At 70.1% G+C, this 16,997-nt stretch carries 20 protein-coding genes and 1 riboswitch; of the genes, 19 read left to right on the top strand and 1 reads right to left on the bottom strand.

Annotated elements, in window-relative coordinates; all coding sequences use genetic code 11:
• From tuf to A37W_RS0108985, 11 genes are all read left to right on the top strand, one after another.
• A partial coding sequence (gene tuf / locus A37W_RS0109035; RefSeq protein WP_026198391.1) for an elongation factor Tu occupies positions 1–900 on the top strand: 900 nt, incomplete at its 5' end.
• 145 nt (positions 901–1,045) lie between these two features.
• Positions 1,046–1,360 carry a 30S ribosomal protein S10 gene (gene rpsJ, locus A37W_RS0109030; protein WP_018302709.1) on the top strand — a complete coding sequence of 105 codons (315 nt, stop codon included), beginning with the start codon at positions 1,046–1,048 and terminating at the stop codon, positions 1,358–1,360.
• Positions 1,361–1,374: 14 nt separating this feature from the next.
• Positions 1,375–2,250 carry a 50S ribosomal protein L3 gene (rplC, locus tag A37W_RS0109025; RefSeq protein WP_018302708.1) on the top strand — a complete coding sequence of 292 codons (876 nt, stop codon included), beginning with the start codon at positions 1,375–1,377 and terminating at the stop codon, positions 2,248–2,250.
• Positions 2,240–2,857 (top strand): 50S ribosomal protein L4, encoded by a 618-nt coding sequence (gene rplD, locus A37W_RS0109020; protein ID WP_018302707.1) that lies wholly within the window; start codon positions 2,240–2,242, stop codon positions 2,855–2,857. Before rplC ends, rplD begins: the two co-directional genes overlap by 11 nt.
• Positions 2,854–3,150: a 50S ribosomal protein L23 gene (locus A37W_RS0109015; RefSeq protein ID WP_018302706.1), complete on the top strand. Its 297-nt coding sequence runs from the start codon at positions 2,854–2,856 to the stop codon at positions 3,148–3,150. The genes rplD and A37W_RS0109015 overlap by 4 nt, the downstream gene beginning before the upstream one ends.
• Positions 3,151–3,296: 146 nt before the next feature.
• Complete coding sequence (gene rplB, locus A37W_RS0109010) at positions 3,297–4,139, top strand: 50S ribosomal protein L2 (RefSeq protein WP_018302705.1); 843 nt, start codon at positions 3,297–3,299, stop codon at positions 4,137–4,139.
• A 2-nt stretch (positions 4,140–4,141) separates the two neighbouring features.
• Complete coding sequence (gene rpsS, locus A37W_RS0109005) at positions 4,142–4,420, top strand: 30S ribosomal protein S19 (RefSeq protein WP_018302704.1); 279 nt, start codon at positions 4,142–4,144, stop codon at positions 4,418–4,420.
• 3 nt (positions 4,421–4,423) lie between these two features.
• Positions 4,424–4,804 carry a 50S ribosomal protein L22 gene (gene rplV / locus A37W_RS0109000; RefSeq protein WP_018302703.1) on the top strand — a complete coding sequence of 127 codons (381 nt, stop codon included), beginning with the start codon at positions 4,424–4,426 and terminating at the stop codon, positions 4,802–4,804.
• Positions 4,804–5,508 (top strand): 30S ribosomal protein S3, encoded by a 705-nt coding sequence (gene rpsC, locus A37W_RS0108995; protein ID WP_018302702.1) that lies wholly within the window; start codon positions 4,804–4,806, stop codon positions 5,506–5,508. Before rplV ends, rpsC begins: the two co-directional genes overlap by 1 nt.
• 12 nt (positions 5,509–5,520) lie before the next feature.
• Positions 5,521–5,934, top strand: a complete 414-nt coding sequence (gene rplP / locus A37W_RS0108990) for a 50S ribosomal protein L16 (RefSeq protein ID WP_018302701.1) — start codon at positions 5,521–5,523, stop codon at positions 5,932–5,934.
• 638 nt (positions 5,935–6,572) lie between these two features.
• A complete protein-coding gene (locus A37W_RS0108985) occupies positions 6,573–7,802 on the top strand; it encodes a mandelate racemase/muconate lactonizing enzyme family protein (protein WP_018302700.1) in 1,230 nt (409 codons plus the stop codon).
• Positions 7,803–8,118: 316 nt separating this feature from the next.
• Here A37W_RS0108985 and A37W_RS0108980 read toward each other — a convergent pair whose 3' ends face one another.
• Positions 8,119–8,991, bottom strand: a complete 873-nt coding sequence (locus A37W_RS0108980) for a glycosyltransferase family protein (RefSeq protein ID WP_018302699.1) — start codon at positions 8,989–8,991, stop codon at positions 8,119–8,121.
• Between the two features lie 140 nt (positions 8,992–9,131).
• Between A37W_RS0108980 and miaB the strand changes: the two genes are divergently transcribed.
• From miaB to metK, 8 genes are all read left to right on the top strand, one after another.
• On the top strand, positions 9,132–10,457 hold the full coding sequence (miaB, locus tag A37W_RS0108975) for a tRNA (N6-isopentenyl adenosine(37)-C2)-methylthiotransferase MiaB (RefSeq protein WP_018302698.1): 1,326 nt from the start codon (positions 9,132–9,134) through the stop codon (positions 10,455–10,457).
• Positions 10,458–10,630: 173 nt separating this feature from the next.
• Positions 10,631–11,179, top strand: coding sequence for an OmpA family protein (locus A37W_RS0108970; protein ID WP_018302697.1), 549 nt, complete (start codon positions 10,631–10,633; stop codon positions 11,177–11,179).
• Between the two features lie 13 nt (positions 11,180–11,192).
• On the top strand, positions 11,193–11,495 hold the full coding sequence (locus A37W_RS0108965) for a hypothetical protein (RefSeq protein WP_018302696.1): 303 nt from the start codon (positions 11,193–11,195) through the stop codon (positions 11,493–11,495).
• A 155-nt stretch (positions 11,496–11,650) separates the two neighbouring features.
• Positions 11,651–12,664, top strand: a complete 1,014-nt coding sequence (locus A37W_RS0108960) for a PhoH family protein (protein ID WP_018302695.1) — start codon at positions 11,651–11,653, stop codon at positions 12,662–12,664.
• A 33-nt stretch (positions 12,665–12,697) separates the two neighbouring features.
• Positions 12,698–13,207 carry an rRNA maturation RNase YbeY gene (ybeY, locus tag A37W_RS0108955; RefSeq protein WP_018302694.1) on the top strand — a complete coding sequence of 170 codons (510 nt, stop codon included), beginning with the start codon at positions 12,698–12,700 and terminating at the stop codon, positions 13,205–13,207.
• A gap of 31 nt (positions 13,208–13,238) precedes the next feature.
• On the top strand, positions 13,239–14,123 hold the full coding sequence (locus A37W_RS0108950; RefSeq protein ID WP_018302693.1) for a hemolysin family protein: 885 nt from the start codon (positions 13,239–13,241) through the stop codon (positions 14,121–14,123).
• A 4-nt stretch (positions 14,124–14,127) separates the two neighbouring features.
• Entirely contained in the window at positions 14,128–15,711 is a 1,584-nt protein-coding gene (gene lnt, locus A37W_RS0108945) for an apolipoprotein N-acyltransferase (RefSeq protein ID WP_018302692.1), read from the top strand.
• A gap of 37 nt (positions 15,712–15,748) precedes the next feature.
• Positions 15,749–15,796: riboswitch (SAM-SAH riboswitch) on the top strand.
• A gap of 9 nt (positions 15,797–15,805) precedes the next feature.
• A complete protein-coding gene (gene metK / locus A37W_RS0108940; protein WP_018302691.1) occupies positions 15,806–16,987 on the top strand; it encodes a methionine adenosyltransferase in 1,182 nt (393 codons plus the stop codon).
• Positions 16,988–16,997: the final 10 nt, after the last annotated feature.

Genomic DNA, 16,997 nt, shown 5'->3' with positions numbered 1-16,997 from the left:
CAGATGGACGGCGCGATCCTGGTGGTGAACGCGGCCGACGGCCCGATGCCGCAGACGCGCGAGCACATCCTGCTCGGCCGCCAGGTCGGCATCCCGCGGATGGTCGTGTACCTGAACAAGGTCGACCAGGTGGACGACGAGGAGCTGCTGGANCTCGTCGAGATGGANGTGCGCGAGCTGCTNACCTCGTACGAGTANCCCGGCGACGACATCCCGATCATCAAGGGCTCGGCGCTGGCGGCGATGGAAGGCCGTGACGAGGAGATCGGCGAGAAGTCGATCCGNGCGCTGATGGCGGCNGTCGACGACTACATCCCGACGCCCGAGCGCGCCGTGGACCAGCCGTTCCTGATGCCGATCGAGGACGTGTTCTCGATCTCCGGTCGGGGCACGGTCGTGACCGGCCGGGTCGAGCGCGGCGTGATCAACGTCGGCGACGAGATCGAGATCGTGGGCATCCGCGACACCAAGAAGACGACCTGCACGGGCGTCGAGATGTTCCGCAAGCTGCTGGACCGCGGCGAGGCGGGCGACAACATCGGCGCGCTGCTGCGCGGCATCGACCGCGAGGGCGTGGAGCGGGGCCAGGTGCTCTGCAAGCCCGGCTCGGTGAAGCCGCACACCAAGTTCGAGGCCGAGGCCTACATCCTGACCAAGGAGGAGGGCGGCCGCCACACGCCGTTCTTCGCGAACTACCGGCCGCAGTTCTACTTCCGGACCACGGACGTCACCGGCACGGTCGAGCTGCCCTCGGGCACCGAGATGGTGATGCCGGGCGACAACCTGAAGTTCACGGTCGAGCTGATCGCCCCGATCGCGATGGAAGACGGCCTGCGCTTCGCCATCCGCGAGGGCGGCCGCACCGTCGGCGCCGGCGTGGTGTCGAAGATCATCGAGTGACGAGCCTCCCGCCCCGGGCCTGACCCGGGGCCTCGATGACCAGGAGGTCCCGGGTCAAGCCCGGGACGGGGTCAGAAGAAAACGAAGTTCGACGAGGGCCCCGGACCTTGCTCCGGGGTTCTCCTCTCAACGCAAAGGAAATCAGATGGCCGTCCAAAGCCAGAATATCCGGATCCGCCTGAAGGCGTTCGACTATCGCGTGCTCGACGCCTCGACGCACGAGATCGTCCAGACCGCCAAGCGGACCGGCGCGTCCGTGCGCGGGCCGATCCCGCTGCCGAACAAGATCGAGAAGTTCACGGTTCTCCGTGGTCCGCACATCGACAAGAAGTCGCGCGACCAGTTCGAGATCCGCACCCACAAGCGCCTGCTCGACATCGTCGACCCGACGCCGCAGACCGTGGACGCCCTGATGAAGCTCGACCTCGCCGCCGGCGTGGACGTCGAGATCAAGGTCTGAGGAGGGCTACCGACATGTTGCGCTCCGGCGTTATCGCAAAGAAGGTCGGGATGACCCGGCTGTTCCTCGAGGACGGCCGCCAGGTTCCCGTGACCGTTCTCCAGCTCGACAACCTGCAGGTCGTGGCCCAGCGCACGATCGAGAAGGACGGATACACCGCCGTCCAGCTCGGCGCCGGCACCCGCAAGGCCAAGCGCACCAGCGCGGCCCTGCGCGGCCACTTCGCCGCCGCCTCGGTCGAGCCCAAGCGGAAGGTGGCCGAGTTCCGGGTCGCCCCCGAGAACCTCATCGAGGTGGGCGAGGAGATCATCGCCGCCCACTATTTCGAGGGCCAGTTCGTCGACGTCTCCGGCACCTCGATCGGCAAGGGCTTTGCCGGCGCGATGAAGCGGCACAACTTCGGCGGCCTCCGGGCGTCGCACGGCGTGTCCATTTCGCACCGCTCGCACGGCTCCACCGGCCAGTGCCAGGAGCCCGGCAAGGTCTTCAAGGGCAAGAAGATGGCCGGCCACATGGGCGCCGCCCGCGTGACCACGCAGAACCTGCAGGTCGTCCGCACCGACGCCGACCGCGGCCTCATCATGGTCAAGGGCGCCGTCCCCGGCAACAAGGGCGGCTGGGTCACGATCAAGGACGCGGTGAAGAAGCCGACGCCCGACAGCGTGATCTACCCCGCCGCGCTGCGGTCCGCCGCACGCGAGGCCCAGAAGGCCGCCGAGGAGGCCGCGAAGGCCGCCGAGGAAGAGGCCCGCGCCGCCGAGGAGGCCCGCCTCGCCGAGGAGGCCGCCGCCCAGGAGGCCGCTCTGAAGGAGGCCGAAGCCTCGATCGACGCCGAGAAGTCGGCCGAGGGTGACAACTCCGCCGAAGGAGGCGAGAAGAATGAAGACTGATGCGATCAAGCTCGACGGCGGCAGCGCCGGGTCGGTCGAGCTGGCCGACGAGATCTTCGGTCTGGAGCCCCGTGCGGACATCCTGCACCGCGTCGTCCGCTGGCAGCGGGCCCGCGCGCAGCAGGGCACGCACAAGGTCCTGACGAAGTCGGAGGTCAGCTACTCGACCAAGAAGATCTACCGCCAGAAGGGCACCGGCGGCGCACGCCACGGCTCGCGCAAGGCGCCGATCTTCCGTCACGGCGGCGTCTACAAGGGCCCGACCCCGCGCAGCCACGAGCACGACCTGACCAAGAAGTTCCGCGCCCTCGGCCTGCGGCACGCCCTGTCGGCCAAGGCCAAGGCGGGCGAGCTGGTCATCCTCGAGGCCGCCGAATCGGACGGCAAGACCTCGGCGCTGGCCAAGCAGGTCCGTGACCTCGGCTGGAAGCGCGCGCTGATCATCGACGGCGCGTCGGTCAACGAGGACTTCGCCCGGGCGGCGCGCAACATCGCCAACCTCGACGTGCTGCCCTCGATGGGCGCCAACGTCTACGACATCCTGCGGTCGGACACGCTCGTCCTCACCCGCGCCGGTGTCGAAGCCCTGGAGGCCCGCCTGAAATGAGCGCGAAACCCGAGCATTACGACGTGATCAAGCGTCCGCTGATCACCGAGAAGTCGACCACCGCGTCCGAGCACAACGCGGTCGTCTTCGAGGTGTCCAAGGACGCGACCAAGCCGCAGATCAAGGACGCGGTCGAGGCGCTGTTCGGCGTCGAGGTGAAGGCGGTGAACACCGTCCTCACCAAGGGCAAGGTCAAGCGCTTCCGCGGCCAGCCCGGCCGCCGCGCCGACGTCAAGAAGGCCTACGTGACGCTCCGCGAGGGCAACACGATTGACGTGAGCACGGGCCTCTAGTAGGGGGCTCCATCCGAGCGGCCCCGGAGCGATCCGGGGCTTCTCTTTACCCGGCGGGCCGATTGCCCGTCACTGGGACCTTCGGGGCCCTTCACTGACAGCCGGGCGCCAGGCGCGCCCGCAAAGCAAACGGAAGACAGGAAACCATGGCACTCAAGTCGTACAAGCCGACGACGCCTGGCCAGCGCGGGCTGGTTCTGATCGACCGTTCGGAGCTTTGGAAAGGCCGTCCCGTCAAGTCGCTCACCGAGGGCCTGACGAAGAACGGGGGCCGGAACAACACCGGACGGATCACCGCACGCCGCCGCGGCGGCGGCGCCAAGCGTCTCTACCGGATCGTGGACTTCAAGCGGACGAAATTCGACGTCGAGGCGATCGTCGTCCGCATCGAATACGACCCGAACCGGACCGCCTTCATCGCCCTCGTCCAGTACACGGACGGCGAGCAGGCCTACATCCTGGCGCCCCAGCGCCTCGCCGTCGGCGACAAGATCGTCGCCGGCACCAAGGTCGACATCAAGCCCGGCAACGCGATGCCGTTCCAGGGCATGCCGATCGGCACGATCGTCCACAACGTCGAGCTGAAGCCCGGCAAGGGCGGCCAGATCGCCCGCGCCGCGGGCACCTACGCCCAGTTCGTCGGCCGTGACGGCGGCTACGCGCAGATCCGCCTGTCCTCGGGCGAGCTGCGGCTGGTCCGCCAGGAATGCATGGCGACGGTCGGCGCGGTGTCCAACCCGGACAACAGCAACCAGAACTTCGGCAAGGCCGGCCGCACCCGCCACCAGGGCAAGCGTCCGTCCGTCCGCGGCGTCGCGATGAACCCGATCGACCACCCGCACGGCGGCGGCGAGGGCCGCACCTCGGGCGGCCGGACCCCGGTCACCCCGTGGGGCAAGGACACCAAGGGCCGTCGGACCCGGAACAAGAAACAGGCGAGCCAGAAGCTGATCATCCGGTCTCGGCACGCGAAGAGGAAGGGGCGCTAAACATGGCACGCTCTGTCTGGAAGGGCCCGTTCGTCGACGCTCACGTCCTGAAGAAGGCCGAGAAGTCGCGCGAAGGCGGCAAGAACGAAGTCATCAAGATCTGGTCGCGCCGCTCGACGATCCTGCCCCAGTTCGTGGGCCTGACCTTCGGCGTCTACAACGGCCAGAAGCACGTTCCGGTGAACGTGACCGAGGAAATGATCGGCCAGAAGTTCGGTGAGTACTCGCCGACCCGCACCTACTACGGGCACGCGGCCGACAAGAAAGCGAAGCGGAAGTAAGTCATGGGCAAGGAACAGAACCCCCGCCGCGTGGCCGACAACGAAGCGATGGCCAAGGCCCGCATGCTTCGCACCAGCCCGCAGAAACTGAACCTCGTGGCCGCCATGATCCGTGGCAAGAAGGTCGAGAAGGCGCTGACCGATCTCACCTTCTCGAAGCGGCGCATCGCGCAGGACGTGAAGAAGTGCCTGCAGTCCGCGATCGCGAACGCCGAGAACAACCACAACCTCGACGTCGACGAACTGGTCGTCGCCGAGGCCTTCGTGGGCAAGAACCTGGTGATGAAGCGGGGCCGTCCGCGGGCGCGCGGCCGGTTCGGGCGCATCGTCAAGCCGTTCTCGGAACTCACGATCAAGGTTCGTCAGATTGAGGAGCAAGCCTGATGGGTAACAAGGTCAATCCCGTCGGCATGCGGCTCCAGGTCAACCGGACCTGGGACAGCCGCTGGTACGCCAACACCAAGGAATACGGCGATCTCCTGCTCGAGGACCTGCGGATCAAGGACTTCATCCGCAAGGAAGCCAAGCAGGCCGGCATCAGCCGCGTCATCATCGAACGCCCGCACCGCAAGTGCCGGGTCACGATCCACGCGGCCCGTCCGGGCGTCATCATCGGCAAGAAGGGCGCCGACATCGAGGTGCTTCGCAAGAAGCTCGCCGCGATGACGGACAGCGAGCTGCACCTCAACATCGTCGAGGTCCGCAAGCCCGAGCTGGACGCCGCGCTGGTGGGCGAGAGCATCGCCCAGCAGCTGGAGCGCCGGGTCGGCTTCCGCCGCGCGATGAAGCGGGCGGTGCAGAACGCGATGCGCATGGGCGCCCTCGGCATCCGGGTCAACGTCGCGGGCCGCCTCGGCGGGGCCGAGATCGCGCGGACCGAATGGTACCGCGAAGGCCGGGTGCCGCTGCACACGCTGCGCGCCGACATCGACTACGCCCTGAGCGAGGCCGAGACGCCCTACGGCATCATCGGCATCAAGGTGTGGATCTTCAAAGGCGAGATCATGGAGCACGACCCGCAGGCGCGCGATCGCCGGCATGGCGAGCTTCAGGAAGGCCCGACGCCCCGTGGCGGCCGCGGCCGGTAAGGAGGCAACAAGATGCTGCAACCCAAGCGCACGAAGTTCCGCAAACAGCACAAGGGCCGCATCCACGGTCTGGCGAAGGGCGGATCGGAGCTCAACTTCGGCCAGTACGGCCTGAAGGCGACCGAGCCGGAGCGGATCACCGCCCGGCAGATCGAAGCCGCCCGCCGGGCGCTGACGCGTCACATGAAGCGTCAGGGCCGGGTCTGGATCCGGGTGTTCCCGGACGTGCCGGTCACGTCCAAGCCCACCGAGGTGCGGATGGGCAAGGGCAAGGGCTCGGTCGATTTCTGGGCCGCCAAGGTCAAGCCCGGCCGGATCATGTTCGAGATCGATGGCGTCGCCGAGGACATCGCCCGCGAGGCGCTGCGCCTGGCCGCGATGAAGCTGCCGATCAAGACCCGCACGGTGGTCCGCGAGGACTGGTGAGGATGGGGTGAAGCCCCGATCTACAAGACGGAGGGCGGGGGAGACCCCGCCCTTTTTCGTTGCGAAGGCCGACCGCCCGCCCGGATCGACCCGGCAGGTCTGACCTCACGCGCCGCCTGCAAGCTGCCCGGCAAGCGATCGTTGCCGCCGCCTGCAAGCTCCGCATCGTCCTCAAAGCCATGCTTCGAGACGGCATGGATTACGCGGCAGCCGGAGCGTGGGGTCAGACAGGCCGGCTCGGGGGCCGGGCCGGGTCTTCGGTGCCGTATCCGGGGCGACAGGTCGAACGCCCCCTGCCACGGGAACCCGACGATCCCCCGCTCGTCCCCGCCCATGAGCGATACAAGCGCCAGCGCCGCAGCCTCGTTCACGAACAGAGACGTCGCCTTGTCCGGGTGCCGCAGCACGGTCCCGGACGCGAGCCGGCGCGGTGGTCTCTACCGAAGGCGATGACCACGAGGTTCGCGGGATCGGCCAGCTTCGCCACCGCCTCCTCCCGGCGCCACGGCATGATCGAAAAGGCCGGCCTCGACACCGCACGGCAGGTCCGCATCGTCTGGACCCAGGCGCCGAAGCGTGATCCCCTCCGGCGCGTCCCGCGACCCCATGCGTCCCCTCCCCGGAAGGCCCCGCGACCCATGCGCCTGATCGACTGCGACGTCATCGTGACCGCCCCCCCCGCGCCGGGCTGGGGCGGACGGTACTGGATCCTCGTCAAGCTGACGAGTTCGGACGGCATCACCGGCTGGGGCGAGACCTACGCCGCCGCCGTCGGCCCCGAGGCGCAGGCGGCGGTCATCCGCGACGTCTTCGCCCGGCACATGGAGGGCGAGAGCCCGGAGAACGTGGAGCTGATGTTCCGCCGCGCCTTCTCGTCCGGCTTCACGCAGCGGCCGGACCCGACGGTGATGGGCGCCTTCTCGGGCCTCGAGATCGCGTGCTGGGACATCCTCGGCAAGGCGCGGGGGCGGCCGGTTCACGCCCTCCTCGGCGGGCGGGTGAACGAGCGCATCCGCGCCTACACCTACCTCTACCCCACCCGCGAGACCCACGCACTGCCGCGCTTCTGGGTCGATGCGGCGCAGGCGGCGGAGGCGGCGGAGGACACGGTTGCGAAGGGTTACACGGCGGTGAAGTTCGACCCCGCCGGCCCCTACACGATCCGCGCCGGGCACATGCCCTCGATGCGCGACATCGCCCGGTCGGTGGAGTTCTGCGCCGCGATCCGGGACGCGGTGGGCGACCGGGCGGACCTGCTGTTCGGCACCCACGGCCAGTTCTCGACCGCCGGCGCGATCCGCATGGGGGCGGCGATCGCGCCGTACTCGCCGCTCTGGTACGAGGAGCCGGTGCCGCCCGATCAGCCCGAGGCAATGGCCGAGGTCGCGGCGGCGGTGCCGGTCCCGGTCGCGACGGGCGAGCGGCTGACGACGACGCGGGAGTTCGCGGCCGCCCTGCGCGGCGGGGCGCGGATCCTGCAGCCCGCTCTAGGCCGCGCGGGGGGCCTGTGGGAGGGCCGCAAGATCGCCGTCCTCGCCGAGGCTTGGAACGCCGAGGTCGCGCCGCACCTCTACGCCGGCCCGGTGGAGTGGGCGGCGAACCTGCAGCTGTGCGCCGCGATCCCGAACTGCCTGATGGCCGAGACGATCGAGACCGACTTCCATGCCCGCCTGATCGGCGGAGGCATCTCGGTGGAAGGGGGATACGTCCGGGTGCCGGAGGCGCCGGGCCTCGGGATCGAGGTGGACGAGGCGCTCGCGCGGGCGCACCCCTACACCGGCGACGGCCTGCACCTGCAGATGCAGGAGGCGCCGGTCAGCTACCACGCCGAGAACGTGTTCGAGGGCGGGGCGCCGTCGAAGGCATGAGGGGGACGGAAGGGCGGTGTGTCGCCGGGGCGGATTATGCTCAGGGGACTTGCGTGGCCGGGTCCGGGCGGGGCGGGATATTGGCGGGGGGCGATGGCCCGTGCGGATGGGGCTGGCCACTGGTTCACGGAGGCCCGCCCCGGCCCTGAGCCGGGGCCACGATGGGATGAGGCGCCCTTGAGCCGCGAGGCCCCGGCTCAAGGCCGGGGCGGGGCTGCTGGGAGGCGATGCCTCCATAATCACGGCGGGTCAGCCCTAAGGGCGGAATCGGTGGCAAGCCCCTGTCAGATCGGGCTGCCCCGGACCCCGCTCCCCCTCAGAACCACTGCCCCGGCTCCATCAGCCCCAGGTCCAGCAGCTGCTGCGAGTGCCACTCGAACGGGGTCGAATTGTGCCAGCGGAACGTGCCGATCGCGAACGACGAGCCCGGGTTCCGCTTCAGCGCCTTCGCCGTGCGGAAAGAGCAGATGGCGGCCGTCAGGTTGTTGTGCCAGGGGCAGGCGAAGGTGTTGTACTCCTCGTCGTCGAACGTGTGGTCGTCCCGGATCGTCAGTCCCGGCCGCGCCCGGAACAGCGCCACCCGGTCGATCCTCCGCCGGGGCGCCGGCACGTGCTCTTCGAACCGCCACCTCAGTCCGCCGAAGAAATCGAGCTGACGCTCCTTCGGGTGCCCGTGGTTCGCCGGGTCGGGGCGGGCGAGGGCGTAGTATCCGGTCTTGTCCAATTGAGCGTCCTCGAGGCTGACGGCCGACGGATGGGCCGCGAGGTCGCCGGCATAGAGGTCCACCACGTAGGACAGCATCGCGTCCCGCCGCTCCTCGGTGTGGAAGGCGAGCATCTCGCCCACCGTCCGGTGCTCGCAGAACGGAAAGAACAGGTATTCGGCATTGTAACAGGCGTAGAGCCACGTCCCCGGCGGCGCGGCCCCGATGACGCGGTTGACGACCGTCGTCATGGCGTCCTCGGCCGTCATGTCATGGTCGACGCGGACGGTATCCAGCCCGAGGCTCTCCGGCAGCGTCAGCTCGGTCGAGGCGAAGACGATCAGCGATCGGAAGCCGAGATCGCGGTGGTGGCGGACGGTGGACGTGACCTCCACCGCATCCTCGGCGAGGATCAGCCCCACCGGTCCGGCGGCGAGATGCGCCCGCCCCCGGGACAGGAACTCGGTCAGCGAGGGATAGCGCATGGCATCGGGCGTCCGTGGGCGTTCTCGGCGCCGGGCGACGTCGCGCCGGCGGCCGGAAGGTCCGACAACCGCGCCGCCATTGCAAGCGGCCCCCCCGGCGGGGTAGAGAGGCGCCGCTTCCCGCCAGCCCAGCCGGACCCATGCCCGATCCCAAGAAACTCTTCATCAAGACCTACGGCTGTCAGATGAACGTCTACGACAGCGAGCGCATGGCCGAGGCGATGGGCGGCGAGGGCTACGTCGTGACCGACCGCGCGGACGACGCGGACATGATCCTGCTGAACACCTGCCACATCCGCGAGAAGGCGGCCGAGAAGGTGTATTCCGAGCTCGGCCGGCTGAAGCCGCTGAAGGAGGCGCGCCCCGACCTCAGGATCGGCGTCGCCGGCTGCGTCGCCCAGGCCGAGGGGGCCGAGATCATCGCCCGCCAGCCTCTCGTCGATCTCGTCGTCGGGCCGCAGAGCTACCACCGCCTGCCCGAGCTGGCCCGCCGCGCGGGGCAGGGCGCCCGCGCCGTCGACACCGACTTCCCCGAGGAGGACAAGTTCGAGCGCCTCGCCCGGCCCCGCGCCGCGCACGGGCCGACGGCCTTCCTGACGGTGCAGGAGGGCTGCGACAAGTTCTGCGCCTTCTGCGTGGTGCCCTATACCCGCGGCGCCGAGGTCAGCCGCCCCGCCGACCGGATCGAGGCCGAGGCGCGGGCGCTGGCGGCGGCCGGCGTGCGCGAGCTGACGCTGCTCGGCCAGAACGTGAACGCCTGGCACGGCCGGACCGAGGACGGGACGGAGGGCGGCCTTGCCGCGCTCATCCGGCGGCTGGCGGCGATCGAGGGCGTGGAGCGGCTGCGCTACACCACCTCGCATCCCAACGACATGGACGACGCCCTGATCGCCGCCCACGGCGAGGTGCCGGCCTTGATGCCCTACCTGCACCTGCCGGTGCAGTCGGGGTCGGACCGGATCCTCAAGGCGATGAACCGCAAGCACACCGCCGACGCCTACCTGCGCCTGGTGGAGCGAATCCGCGCCGCGCGGCCGGACATCCTGCTGTCGTCGGACTTCATCGTCGGTTTCCCCGGCGAGACCGACGCCGATTTCGAGGACACGCTGGCGCTGGTGCGCGCCGTCGGCTTCGGCGCGTCGTTCTCGTTCAAGTACTCGCCCCGCCCCGGCACGCCGGCGGCCGAGCGCGGCAACCAGGTCCCGGCAGAGGTGATGGACGACCGCCTGCAGCGCCTGCAGGCGCTCATCACGTCGCAGCAGCGGGCGGCGCAGGACGGCATGGTCGGCCGCACGGTCGAGGTCCTGTTCGAGAAGCCCGGCCGCCTGCCCGGACAGATGGTCGGCAAGTCCGGCCACCTGCACGCCGTCCACGTTCTTGCACCCGAGGCGATCCGCGGGCAGATTCGCCCTGTGCGGATCACCGAATCCGGCCCCAACTCGCTGGGCGGCGAAGTCGCGGCCTGAGGATTGGCGACCACAATCGGCGGGTTCTGTCGCCGACTGTTGCTCAACCCCATACAATGACACGGCTTTTCCCCTTCCCTCAGGGTTAACTTGCGTTAAGGATGGTGCCTGTGTCTGTGCCCGGCCGCTGCCAAGTGCCGGGCGCCGGAGCGTTTGGCAAAAGGGGGAAGGCTGTGAGGATCACAGAGACCATCAAGGCCGCGCTCGGGGGTTTTGCGATTGCGGCGGTGGCCGCGTCGGGTCTGGCGACGCCCTCGTTCGCGCAGCAGCAATACATTCCGGGGATCTGGGTGGACCCCGACGGGTGCGAGCACTGGGTGATGGACGACGGGGCCGAGGGCTTCATGTCGCCGCACCGCCGGCGCGACGGCTCTCCCGTCTGCCACCGGGCCGAGATCTGCGGCATCATGCCGACCGACCAGTTCTTCGCCACCGACCGGTACGACATCAACGCCGCCAACCGTCAGCGTCTGCAGGAATTCTTTCGCAACGCCAACGCCTTCGGCTACCTGATCTACGGCCACACGGACGAGCGCGCCTCGGACGAGTACAATATGGTCCTGTCGCAGAACCGCGCCAACTCGGTCGCGCAGGTCGCCCAGACCGTCGGCGCACGAGTCGTCGACGTTCGCGGCTTCGGCGAGCGGCAACCCCGGGTGCAGGGCCACTCCGAGGAAGCCTGGCGGCAGAATCGCCGCGTCGAAGTCTACTGCCTGCGCTGAGGGAGCGAGTGACATGAAGATCATCAAGGCCATCGCCCTGCTTCCCGTCGCCGCGCTCGTCTCGGCGTGCGAGGTCGGCGCCGACAAGGCGGCCGACTTCGGCCCGATCGATGCGTCGGGCAACCTGTCCAACATGGTCGCCGGCATCTGGGTCGACCCCAACGGGTGCGACCACTGGATCATCGACGACGGCGTCGAGGGGTATCTCTCCGAACGCCTCACCCCGGACGGACGGCCCGTCTGCTCGGGCGTCGGCGCGCCGACCACGGTCGTCGGCCCGTTCCAGTCGACGTCGGGCTTCCCCGACCTGCTCTGAGCGGACGACATCGTCGCACGTCACGGAACCGCGGCCCCCGGGCCGCGGTTTTTTCGTCGCGCCGGCCCGCCGACGAGGGTGCGGCGTGAAACGTGTCTTGAACGCGTCCGCAGGCGCTGCCACCTTCGGACCAGAACCCTGCCCGAGGAGTCCCATTGGCCACGACGGTCCTGCCCCCCGCTGCCGCTCCCGACCTGTCGGAAACCACTCTGGAATTTCCCGACAACTATCTCCTGATCGACCTCTGCGGTCAGTACGACCGCAACCTCACCCAGATCGAGGAACGGCTCGGCGTGCAGATCCTGCGCCGGGGCAACCGTCTGTCGGTCGTCGGTGACGCGGCCGCGCGGACACAGGGCGCGCAGGTGCTGCGCCAGCTGTACCAGCGGCTCGAGACCGGCCGGGGAATCGAGCCGGGCGACGTCGACGCCGCGCTGCGCATGGGCGACCAGCCCGAGCCGGTGCCCGAGGGCCAGATGGAGATGTTCCGCAGCGGCGAGGCCGCGCGGATCGAGATCCAGACCCGCCGCAAGATGGTCGAGCCCCGCACCGACGCGCAGAAGGCCTATGTCCGTTCGCTGTTCGAGAACGAGCTCGCCTTCGGCATCGGCCCCGCCGGCACCGGCAAGACCTACCTCGCCGTCGCCGTCGGCGTGTCGATGTTCCTCGGCGGCCAGGTCGACAAGATCATCCTCTCCCGCCCCGCCGTGGAGGCGGGCGAGAAGCTGGGCTACCTCCCCGGCGACATGAAGGAGAAGGTCGATCCCTACATGCAGCCGCTCTACGATGCGCTGAACGACTTCCTGCCCGGCAAGCAGGTGCAGAAGATGATGGAGGAGAAGGTGATCGAGATCGCGCCTCTCGCCTTCATGCGCGGCCGCACGCTGTCGAACGCCTTCGTGGTGCTGGACGAGGCGCAGAACGCGACTTCGATGCAGATGAAGATGTTCCTGACCCGCCTCGGCGAAGGCAGCCGCATGGTCGTCACCGGCGACCGCACGCAGGTCGACCTGCCCCGCGGCGTGACATCCGGCCTGTCCGACGCCGAGCGGCTGCTAAAGGGCATCGCTAAGATCAGCTTCAACTACTTCACCGCGAAGGACGTGGTGCGCCACCCCCTCGTCGCCGCCATCATCGAGGCCTACGACCGCGATGCCCCGCCCGGCTGACCCGGCCGCCGGGGCCCCGTCCCGGCGCGCCTGATGCTCATCGACTGCCTGATCGAGGACCGGCGGTGGGAGGCGGCGGGCCTCGAACGCATGGCGGACGACGCGGCGCGGCGCACCCTGGCGCACCTCGGGCTCGACCCCAAGGCGTGGGAGATCAGCCTTCTGGGCTGCTCGGACAAGCGCATCGCCGAGCTGAACGCCGACTTCCGGGGCAAGCCGCGGCCCACCAACGTCCTCAGCTGGCCGTCGGAGGAGCGGGGCGCGGACACGCCCGGAGCCCGGCCCTCGCCGCCCCGTCCCGACCCCGGGCCGGAACCCACCTCGCTCGGCGACATCGCCATCGCGTGGGAGACCTGCGCGGCCGAGTCCGGGGCCGCCGGGCGGACTCTCGCCGATCACGCAAGCCACCTGATCGTGCACGGGACCCTTCATCTGCTCGGCTACGATCACGAGACCGACGAGGATGCCGCCCTGATGGAAGGACTCGAGGTCGAGATCCTTGGACAAATCGGCATCGCCGACCCATATAGGGCACCTCAGTGACCGGCGGCCCCTGCCGCCATGGAAGGAGACGATGGGCGAGACCACGGACGGACCCTTGAGGTCCACCGCCGAGGAAGCGGACGGCGACAGTCAGAGTCGCGGCTTCTTCACACGGATCATCGAGGCGTTCAGCCCGCCCGAGGGCGAGGACGCGCCTTCCGGCCCCGGCCTGCCGAGCACCGCCGTCGCGCCTGTTCCGGGCATCCTGAACCTGCGCCGGATGCGGGTCGAGGACGTGGCCATTCCCCATGCGGACATCGTCGCGGTGCCCTCGACCGTCGAGAAGGACGAACTGGTGCGCGTGTTCCGCGACAGCGGCCTGACGCGCCTGCCGGTGTTCGAGAACACCATCGACACGCCGCTCGGCTTCGTGAACCTGAAGGACTTCGCTCTGAAGCACGGGTTCGGCAACGGCCACGACTTCGACCTGCGCGGCATGCTGCGACCGCTGCTCTACGTGCCCCCGTCGATGCCGCTGGGGGTCCTGCTGACCAAGATGCAGGCCGAGCGGACGCACATGGCCTTGGTCATCGACGAGTATGGCGGCACCGACGGCCTCGTCACGATCGAGGACCTGCTGGAGACCGTCGTCGGCGAGATCGAGGACGAACACGACGTGGACGAGGCGACGACCTTCGTGCGCGAACGGCCGGGCGTGTGGCTGGCGCTGGCCCGCACGCCGCTGGACGAGTTCGAGTCCGAGACCGGCGTCGCGCTGACCGCCCACGACGAGATCGACGAGGAGGAGGTGGACAGCCTCGGCGGCCTCGTCTTCATGCTCGCCGGCCACGTACCCGCCCGGGGCGAGGTGATCCGCCACCCCGACGGGCCGGAGTTCGAGGTGATCGACGCCGACCCGCGCCGGATCAAGCGCCTGCGCGTGCGCCTGCGGCCCGCCCTCGCGCCGGATCACTGACCCCTTGACCGCCTGGCCCCGGACCGACCGCGCCGGCTGGCGCCTCGCGGCGCTGCCGGCCCTCGGCGTCGCGGCCGGCCTCGGCCAGGCGCCGTGGGGCCTGTGGTGGCTGACGCCGCTCGCGCTCGGCCTCGCGATGGCGATGGTCGTGTGGGCGCGCCGTCCCGCCCTGGCCGGATGGCTGCTGGGCGTCGGCTACTTCGGCTGGACGCTGCAATGGATCGTGGAGCCGTTCCTCGTCGATCCCGAGATGTACGGCGCCCTCGCCCCTCTCGGCATCGTCGGCACCGCCGGCGGCTTCGCCCTGTTCTGGGCGCTTGCCGCGTGGGTCGCCCGCCGCTGGGGCGGCGGCGGCATGGGCGCCGTCGTCGCGCTCGCCGGGGCGCTCGGGCTGGTGGAGGCGGCGCGGTCCCTGATCCTGACGGGGTTCCCGTGGGCGCTGCTCGGCCACGTCTGGATCGACACCCCGCTGGCCCAGCTCGCGGCGTGGGGCGGTCCGCACGGCCTGACGCTGCTGACGCTCCTCCTGGCGCTGCCGGTCGCCCTGTGGGCGGCGTCGAGGGGGGCTGTCTGCCCCCCGTCCGGCCCCGACGGGGCCGGCCTCCCCCCGAGAGGTATTTGGAGCAAGATAGGAGCAGGATCGGCGCCGGGCCTCGCCGTCCTCCTGCTGCTGGAGGCGGGGCTTCTGGCCGGGGCGTGGTGGGCGCTCGACCCCGGTCCGGCGGGGCCGGCGCCCGAGGGCGCGCCGCTGGTCCGGATCGTGCAGCCGAACGTGCCGCAGGCCGAGAAGTGGGACCCGGCGCGCGTCGACGCGCAGTTCGCCGACCTCCTGCGCCTGTCGGAAGGGCCTCCGGCGTCGCTCACCGTCTGGCCGGAGACGTCGCTGCCGTGGGCGCTCGACCTCGGGGTCACGCCGCGGATGCCCCCGCTCGGCCGGGCGGCGGGGACGGGCGCGCTTGCGACCGGACTCGTCCGGACGGCGGAGGGCGACTACTGGAACAGCCTCGCGGTCTTCGACGCGGACGGTTCGGTCGCCGCGATCTACGATAAGTGGCACCTCGTTCCGTTCGGCGAGTACCTGCCGTTCGGCGACCTGCTCGCCCGGTTCGGCCTGCGGGGCCTGGCCCAGATGCTGCCCGGCGGTTTCTCGGTCGGTCCCGGGCCGGACGTCGTCGAGATCCCCGGCCTCGGTCCCGCCACCGCGCTGATCTGCTACGAGGGCATCTTCGCCGAGGAGGTGAACGCCGCGCCCGGTCGGCCGCGCCTGCTGATCCTGATCACCAACGACGCCTGGTTCGGCACCCGCGCCGGGCCGCAGCAGCACCTCGCCCAGGCGCGCCTGCGCAGCATCGAGCAGGGCGTGCCGATGGTGCGCGCGGCCAATACCGGCATCTCGGCGCTGATCGACGCGCGGGGGCGGGTGCTGGAGAGCCTGCCGCTCGGAACGCAGGGGGCAATGGCGGCGCCGCTGCCGGAGGCGCGCGGGGCGACGCCGTACACCCGCCTCGGCGACGGACCGGCGCTCGCGTTGCTGCTCGCGCTGGCGCTCGTCGGCGGCCTGGCCGGGCGGCGGCGTGTGTCCCATTGACGCCGCCCGGGGGCAGCCTTACGCAAGCACGTCACTTTTTCCGTCACAACGGCTTCCTGGCGTGGCGGCGAACTTCAATGGAGCGCTCCCCATCATGTCCCGCCAGAATTACGTCTTCACCTCGGAATCCGTGTCCGAGGGTCACCCCGACAAGGTCTGCGACCGGATCTCGGACACCATCCTCGATGCCTTCCTCGGCGCCGAGCCGACCGCCCGCGTCGCCTGCGAGGCCTTCGCCACCACCAACCGCGTGGTGATCGGCGGCGAGGTGGGTCTGTCCGACCAGTCGAAGCTGGCCGAGTACATGCAGGCGGTCCCCGACCTCGCCCGCGAGGCGATCCGCGACATCGGCTACGAGCAGGACAAGTTCCACCACGCCACCTGCGAGATCACCAACCTGCTGCACGAGCAGTCGGCACACATCGCGCAGGGCGTCGTCGGCGGCGGGAACCGCGACGAGGGTGCCGGCGACCAGGGCATCATGTTCGGCTACGCCTGCGCCGAGACGCCCGACCTGATGCCGGCGCCGATCCACTACGCCCACGCGATCCTGCGCCGCCTGTCCGATGCGCGGAAGTCCGGGGGCGAGCCGACGCTGCGGCCCGACGCCAAGAGCCAGATCTCGGTCCGCTACGAAGGCGGCATGCCCGTCGGCGTCACCTCCATCGTGCTGTCGACCCAGCACGAACGCGAGGACCAGACCTCCGCCGACATCCGCGCCATCGTGGAGCCCTACATCCGCGAGGTGCTGCCCGAGGGCTGGATCACGAACGACACCGAATGGTGGGTCAACCCGACCGGCACCTTCGTCATCGGCGGGCCGGACGGCGACGCGGGCCTCACGGGACGCAAGATCATCGTCGACACCTACGGCGGCGCGGCGCCCCACGGCGGCGGCGCCTTCTCGGGCAAGGATCCGACCAAGGTCGACCGCTCGGCCGCCTACGCCGCCCGCTATCTCGCCAAGAACGTCGTGGCCGCCGGCATGGCGCAGCGCTGCACCATCCAGCTGTCCTACGCGATCGGCGTCTCCCGCCCGCTGTCGATCTACGCAGACACCCACGGCACCGGCGAGGTGGACCCGGCCGCGATCGAGAAGGCCGTCGCTCAGGCGATGGACCTGACGCCCCGGGGCATCCGCTCGCACCTCGACCTCAACCGTCCGATCTACGCCCGCACCGCGGCCTACGGCCATTTCGGGCGCGCGCCCGAAGCGGACGGCGGCTTCTCGTGGGAGCGGACGGACCTCGCCGAGGCGCTGAAGCGGGCGGTCTGAGGCCGGTCGC

It is taken from the genome of Wenxinia marina DSM 24838, assembly GCF_000379485.1.
Taxonomy (GTDB): Bacteria; Pseudomonadota; Alphaproteobacteria; order Rhodobacterales; family Rhodobacteraceae; genus Wenxinia; species Wenxinia marina.
This window is presented reverse-complemented; position numbering and strand designations above follow the sequence as displayed.